The organism is Cupriavidus necator (assembly GCF_040578825.1).
GTDB classification, from domain to species: domain Bacteria; phylum Pseudomonadota; class Gammaproteobacteria; order Burkholderiales; family Burkholderiaceae; genus Cupriavidus; species Cupriavidus necator_E.
On the sequence record NZ_JBEFLI010000082.1, the window covers coordinates 21,959 to 28,549 of the forward strand.

Sequence of the window (6,591 nt, forward strand, 5' to 3'; positions counted from 1 at the left end):
GCCATGGCAGGGACCCCAGCGGGTTACGGCGATGCCCAGCGCGGCACCGCGGGGGAGTTGCACCAGAGCGCGGGCGGCAGCCATGCCCCGCTGACCACCAATCAGGGCCTGCCGATTGCGGACAACCAGAACTCGCTCAAGGCCAATCCCCGTGGCCCGACCTTGCTCGAAGACTTCATTCTTCGTGAAAAAATTACACACTTCGACCATGAGCGCATTCCGGAGCGGATCGTCCATGCACGCGGCACCGCGGCGCATGGGTACTTCGAGCTGACCGCATCGCTGTCGCAATACACCACTGCCAGGATCCTGACCGAGGTCGGCGTCAAGACGCCGGTGTTCACCCGCTTCTCCACCGTGGCCGGCGGCGCGGGCTCGGTGGATACGCCGCGCGACGTGCGCGGCTTCGCGGTCAAGTTCTATACCAAGGAAGGCAACTGGGACCTGGTCGGCAACAACATCCCGGTCTTCTTTATCCAGGACGCGATCAAGTTTCCCGACGTGGTCCATGCGGTGAAGATGGAGCCCGACCGCGGCTTCCCGCAATCGGCGACCGCGCACGACACCTTCTGGGACTTCATCTCGCTGACGCCGGAATCGATGCACATGGTGATGTGGATCATGTCGGACCGCACCATCCCGCGTTCGCTGCGGATGATCGAGGGCTTCGGCGTGCACAGCTTCCGCTTGCTCGATGAGCAGGGCCGCTCCACCTTCGTCAAGTTCCACTGGCGCCCGAAGCTGGGTCTGCAATCGACCGTCTGGGACGAGGCGGTCAAGATCGCCGGCGCCGATCCCGACTTCCACCGCCGCGACTTCTTCAATGCGATCCAGTCAGGCAATTATCCGGAATGGGAACTCGGCGTGCAGCTCTTCACCGAAGACGATGCGGCGAAATTCCCGTTCGACCATCTCGATGCCACCAAGATCATCCCGGAAGAAACGGTGCCGCTGAAGATCATCGGCCGCATGGTGCTGGACCGCTGGCCCGACAACTTCTTCGCCGAGACCGAGCAGGTGGCGTTCTGCCCCGCCAATATCGTGCGCGGCATCGATTTCTCCAACGATCCGCTGTTGCTGGGGCGCCTGTTCTCCTACCTCGACACGCAACTGCTGCGCCTGGGCGGCCCCAACTTCAACCAGATCCCGGTCAACGCGCCCAAGTGCCCGTTCGCCAACCACCAGCGCGACGGGCATATGCAGATGCAGCAGCCCAAGGGCCGGGTTGCCTATGAACCCCATTCCCTCTCGGACGATTCGCCGCGCGAAGCGCCCGACCTGGGCTTGCGCAGCGCACGCGTGCCGGAAGAGGGCGACAAGAGCCGCATCCGCGCCGAGACCTTTGCCGATCACTACAGCCAGGCGCGGCTGTTCTACCGCAGCCAGACCCGGCCGGAGCAGGCGCATATCGCGTCGGCGCTGGTGTTCGAGCTGTCCAAGGTCGAGCACATGCATGTGCGCGAACGCATGGTGGCCCACTTGCGCAATATCGACGACGAACTGGGCCGGCGCGTGGCCGACGGCCTTGCGCTCGACAAGCTGCCCGATCCGCTGCCCACTGCCGCGCCCGTGCAGGACCTGCCGCCGTCCGCGGCGCTGCAGATCATCGGCCGGATGAAAGACACGCTGGAAGGCCGCGAAATCGGCATCCTGGTCCACGATGGTTCCGAGGGCACCTCGGTCGAGGCGATCCGCCAGGCCGCCAATGCCGCCGGCGCCACGGTGAAGATCGTTGCGCCCAAGGTAGGCGGCGCGGTGCTGGCCGATGGCTCCAGGCTGCCCGCCGACGGCCAGCTCGCCGGCACGCCCTCGGTGATGTTCGACGCGGTTGCCGTGGTGCTGTCGCCCGACGGCGCGGCGCAACTGGCGCAGGACAGCGCGGCGCTTGATTTCGTCTGCTTTGCCTACGCGCACCTGAAGGCGATCGCGGTCGATGAGGGCGGGGATGTGTTGCTGACGCAGGCGAACCTGAAGCCGGACGGCGGGGTGGTGCAGGCGAGCGATACGGCGCGCTTTATTGCGGCGGCGAAGACGCGGCAATGGGAAAGGGAGCCGCAGGTGAGGAGGTTGGCGTAGGCGCTTGCTGCTGGCGGTGTCGCTATTTTGAGAGCCAGCTCCACCGCCGGACAACGCTGTTCGAACACCGCCGGCCAGTCCAGTTGTTTCAACAATGAATCACCTTGAACCGCACGTACATCAGTCGGAAAGAACTCTCACTTCCCTTTTTTGCGCGGCAACCTACCGTTGCGTTGTGACGCGCGCGGTGGCGTGAATCGCCACGCCGCCGCGCGGGTTCCGCCCAAGGGGCGAGCACGCCCCGACGGGGAAAATCGGGCAGGACAAGCCCACCCCAGCGAGCCATCACATGGACCCATCCGCGCCCAAAGTTGCCGCCGCCGCTTTGCCGGGAGCTGCCTGCGCGCGTGAAGGGGCGGACCTGCCGCAGGCCTGTGCAACTGAGTGCCGACCATGACCGCGGCGGGCATCGGCGGCCCCATGGCGCCCGGGCAATCCGTGGCATTGGCCGCCTGGCTCTGCTTTGTCGGCGAGGTCGGCGCGGAGATCCGCCAGGGCTTGCCGGCGATGCTGGCGCGCGCCGGCATCGTCCTCCACGGCATGCCGTCGCCGCCGTCCGGTTTCGGGCTGATGGTGTTCGGTGCTTCCGACTCCACGGTGCTCGACCACCTGCGCAGCGCAAGCCGCAACGCCACGGTGCTGGCGATCGCCACCGCGGCCGAGGTCGGCGCGACGTGTGCGGCGCCGATGCTGTGGGACATCCTGCATAGCGGCGCGGCCGATGTGCTGGTATGGCCTTGCATGCCCGCCGATGCCAGCCAGGTGTCGGCGCGGCTGGCGCGCTGGCAGGCGGTGCAGGCGCTTGCCGATTCGCCCCGCGTGCGCGACCTGCTGGTCGGCAACAGCCCGGTCTGGCGCGCGCTGGTGCGCCAGGTGGTGGAGGTGGCGACGTTTACCGATGCGTCGGTGCTGATCCATGGCGAGAGCGGCACCGGCAAGGAACTGATCGCGCGGCTGATCCACGAGCTGTCGCCGCATGCACGGGGCACCGAGATGGTGGTGGTGGACTGCACCACCATCAGCGCGGAGCTGTCGGGCAGCGAATTCTTCGGGCATGAGCGCGGGGCCTTTACCGGCGCGGCGCTGGCGCGCGACGGCGCTTTCGCGCTGGCCCATGGCGGCACACTGTTCCTGGACGAGATCGGCGAGTTGCCCGCGCCGCTGCAGGCACAGATGCTGCGCGTGATCCAGGAACACAAGTACAAGCGCGTCGGCAGCAATATCTGGCAGCACACCGATTTCCGGCTGGTATGCGCCACCAACCGCGACCTGGACGCGGGCATGGCCAACGGCAGCTTCCGTTCCGACCTCTACTACCGCATCGCCGGCTGGACCTGCCGCACGCCGCCGCTGCGCGAGCGGCGCGCCGACATCCTGCCGCTGGCCGAGCATTTCCTCGCGCGCGCGCAGGCGCGGCGCGAGCCCGGCAGTGCGCCGCCGGGGCTCGACCCTGCGGTGCGCGAATACCTGCTGGCACGCGCCTACCCCGGCAACGTGCGCGACCTGCGCCGCGTGGCCGAGCGCCTGCTGCACCGGCATGCCGGTCCGGGCCCCATCACGGTAGGCGATGTGCCGGCCGACGAATGGCCGGCCGCGGGCAGCGTGCGCGTGGACTGGCGCGATGCGGGCTTTGGCGGCGCCATCCGCCATGCGCTCGAACTCGGCGTGGGGCTGCGCGAGATCGGCCAGGCAGCCACCGACGCCGCCGTGCAGATCGCGATCGATCTCGAGGGACAGAACCTGCACCGCGCCGCCTGCCGGCTCGGCGTCACCGACCGCGCGCTGCAGTTGCGGCGCGCCAGCCGCGAGGCGCTGCGATAAAGGGAGCGATAGAGCGAGAGAGAAACCTCCGGGCGCTATGCCAGCGCTGCCCACGGATCGCGGAACGCGAACGCCAGCGTGCCGCGCTCGGCGGGCACGCGCTGCACCGGCTCGCGCGTGACCCGGCCGACCAGCCGCAGCAGATTGCCGCTGAGGATCATGTCGGTATCGGCGGCGCCCAGGCCCAGCGCGCGCACCTTGGCCAGCTCCACGCCAGGATGCAGCCACGGGCCATCGGTGCCGAACAGCAGCTTGCTGGCCCCCGCACGGCGCACGGCTGCCTCGAGCAGGTCGAAGCGGCGCACGCCCGAGGTGTCGGCATAGATGTTGGGGTGCCTGGCGAGATGGTCGATCATCGCGAGCTGCGCGCGCCAGTCGTCGGCAAAGCTGCCCAGGTGCGGGATGATGAAGGGCACCTCGGGGTAGGCCTGCGCCAGCAGCTCGCAGGCGCTGGTCTCGCCGGCCAAGTCATACAGCACCGGCAGGCGCCACGCGCGCGCCGCGTCGCAGACCTCGCGGCTGATGCGCGCGTCGTGGCGGTGCACCTTGAGGCCGACAAAGCCATAGTCCTGTACCGCGGTGCGCACCATCGCATGGATGCGGCCGCGGTCGCGCGCGGCATGGACGAAGGCAAAGCCGTAGAAGCGCCCGGGCCGGCTGGCGACGATGCGGGCCACGATGCGGTTGGCACTGGCGTAGTCGCTGTGGAAGGCCGCGAACAGCACGGTGCGGCCGATGCCCGCCTGCGCCGCGCGGCGCAGGTAGGCGGCCAGCGGCGCGTCGGTGTCCCACGGGCCGGTGAGGCCATCGCCGGGGCCGGCGTGGCAATGGCAGTCGATGATCATGGCGGTCCTCCCGTCCTTACCCCGATGCCGGCCTGCGCCGCGGCTAGAGATCGAGCAGGATGATGGTGCGCCCGCGCCGGACCCAGCGGCCCGATGCCTGCGCTTGCATCCCTGGTGCGGCGTTGGGCGGCCGGACACCGCTAGCCTGCAAGCGAGGGGCGAGGTTGGCGTTCGCGGGGCGCGGCGCGCGCGCTTGCATCGGCTGGCGGGCAGTCCCGGCGCAGTCCGGGCAACGGCATTGCATGGTATGCATGATGGTTCTCCTTGGTCAGTGTGGCTGGCGTGGGTGTGGCTTGATTGCATGCGGCCCGGCCGCATGCCGGTGATTGAGTTGTCAGGGCCCGAAGCCGGTTTCACCTTCCAGCTCGGGCGAGATGTTGGTCAGCACGCCGCCCTTGTCGTACCGGCGGCGCCCATGGCGCCTGATCAGCGCCGATTCGTGCGCCTTGATAATGGCCGCGCTCTTGCCCGCCAGCGGCTTGATCTTGACGCGCAGGCCGGCCACGTTGCGGCCCAGGTGCTGCAGGCACCAGACGTGGTGCTGCAGGCGGCGGCCGATGGCGTCGTCGGCCTTGCCGACATAGAGCGGCTTGTCGCCCTGGTGGATGAAGTACACGCCCGGCTGCCTGGCGCACGGGCTGGCGATGGCCTCGGGCAATGACATCAGCCCGCTCCACAGGCCCAGGCGCGTGCAGCCGCCCGCGGCCCTCGCTGCGCCCGGGGTGGCACGGGCGCCGGCCTGGCCCCCGCCGCCCACTTCGCGCGATACGCCGGCCCTGGCCCAGTCGCGCCATTCCTGCGGGATCGGATTGCCGGTGCCCACCTTGAAACCGGGCCCGCCGTCGCGCAGTGCCAGCGTATCCACCGCCCACTGGCCCACCTGCGACCAGATGTCGGGGCCGGGGTCATTGGTGCGCGAGCCGCTGGACTGGCGGTGCGCCAGCACCACGCGCAGCTTCATGGTCCGCTGCAGGTAGCGCACCAGGTAGCGGCCCGCCTCGATTTGCGCGGCGCTCACCTGGTTGCGGCCGAACTTGTCGCCCTGCCACCACTGCCCGCGCGTGCTGGGGAAATTGCCGGCGAACTCCACCGCGACACTGCCGCGGTTAAAGCCGTTGGAGGCCCACAGCAGTGCCGACACCGGATGGAGCTGCAGGATGCGCCCGTCGGCCAGGATGGCGAAGTGCGCGTTCAGCGTCAGGAAGCGCCGCAGCGGGTCCTTCGGCGCGAAGCAGCAGGCCATCTGGTGCAGCACCAGCGCGTAGACGTCGGCGGGCTTGCGCACGCCTTTGCGCAGGCGCTGGTCGGCCTGTGCGGTCAGGTCGATGATGCGCGACGCGCCCGGGAGCCATCCGCCTGATGCGTCGCCGACGGCGCCAGCGGCGCGCCCGAGCGCCTGCGCGGCGCTGCGGCCGAGATCGGCGAGGCTGCCGAACTCGCCTTCGCTGCCATCGCTGCGGTCGGCATTGCCGCCATTGTCACCTTCGCGGCCATCGTCACCATCATCGCTGCTGCCGGCACACGCGCGCCGCAGCGCCGAGCGCGTGTCGGGCCCCAGGATGCCGGTAGGCCGCAGCCCCTGGCGCCGCTGGAAGGCGCGCAGCGCGCTGCGCGACGGCGGCCGCATCACGCCGTCCACGGGGAGCGCCGTGCCGGCGATGCGGTTCAGGCAGTCCTGGGCCCAGCGCACCGTTTCCGAGCCGCGCGTGTCGGTGCCGCCGTCGTCGGACGGTGGTGCCCAGTCGTCGGCCAGCCAGGTGCGCCGGCCAAAGCGGGGGCGCAAGCCGACGCCATCCGGACGAGGCCGCTGCGGCCGGACCGCAATGCCGGGGCGGGGGGAGGGGCGTGT

Annotated in this window: 4 protein-coding genes; 2 read left to right on the plus strand and 2 right to left on the minus strand. The window is 69.7% G+C overall.

Translation table 11 applies throughout. The features are described 5' to 3' along the window. Nucleotides 1-3: 3 nt before the first annotated feature. Nucleotides 4-2,076, plus strand: coding sequence for a catalase (locus tag AB1I47_RS28830; protein ID WP_354687104.1), 2,073 nt, complete (start codon nt 4-6; stop codon nt 2,074-2,076). A 393-nt stretch (nt 2,077-2,469) separates the two neighbouring features. Next, nucleotides 2,470-3,897 (plus strand): sigma 54-interacting transcriptional regulator, encoded by a 1,428-nt coding sequence (locus AB1I47_RS28835; RefSeq protein ID WP_354687105.1) that lies wholly within the window; start codon nt 2,470-2,472, stop codon nt 3,895-3,897. Between the two features lie 35 nt (nt 3,898-3,932). On the opposite strand, the gene AB1I47_RS28840 is transcribed toward AB1I47_RS28835, so the two are convergent. Both AB1I47_RS28840 and AB1I47_RS28845 read right to left on the minus strand, forming a co-directional pair. Continuing rightward, nucleotides 3,933-4,742 carry an amidohydrolase family protein gene (locus AB1I47_RS28840; RefSeq protein WP_354687106.1) on the minus strand — a complete coding sequence of 270 codons (810 nt, stop codon included), beginning with the start codon at nt 4,740-4,742 and terminating at the stop codon, nt 3,933-3,935. A 334-nt stretch (nt 4,743-5,076) separates the two neighbouring features. Next, nucleotides 5,077-6,591, minus strand: a 1,515-nt coding sequence (locus tag AB1I47_RS28845; protein ID WP_354687107.1) for a peptidoglycan-binding protein, incomplete at its 5' end; no start/stop codon positions are given.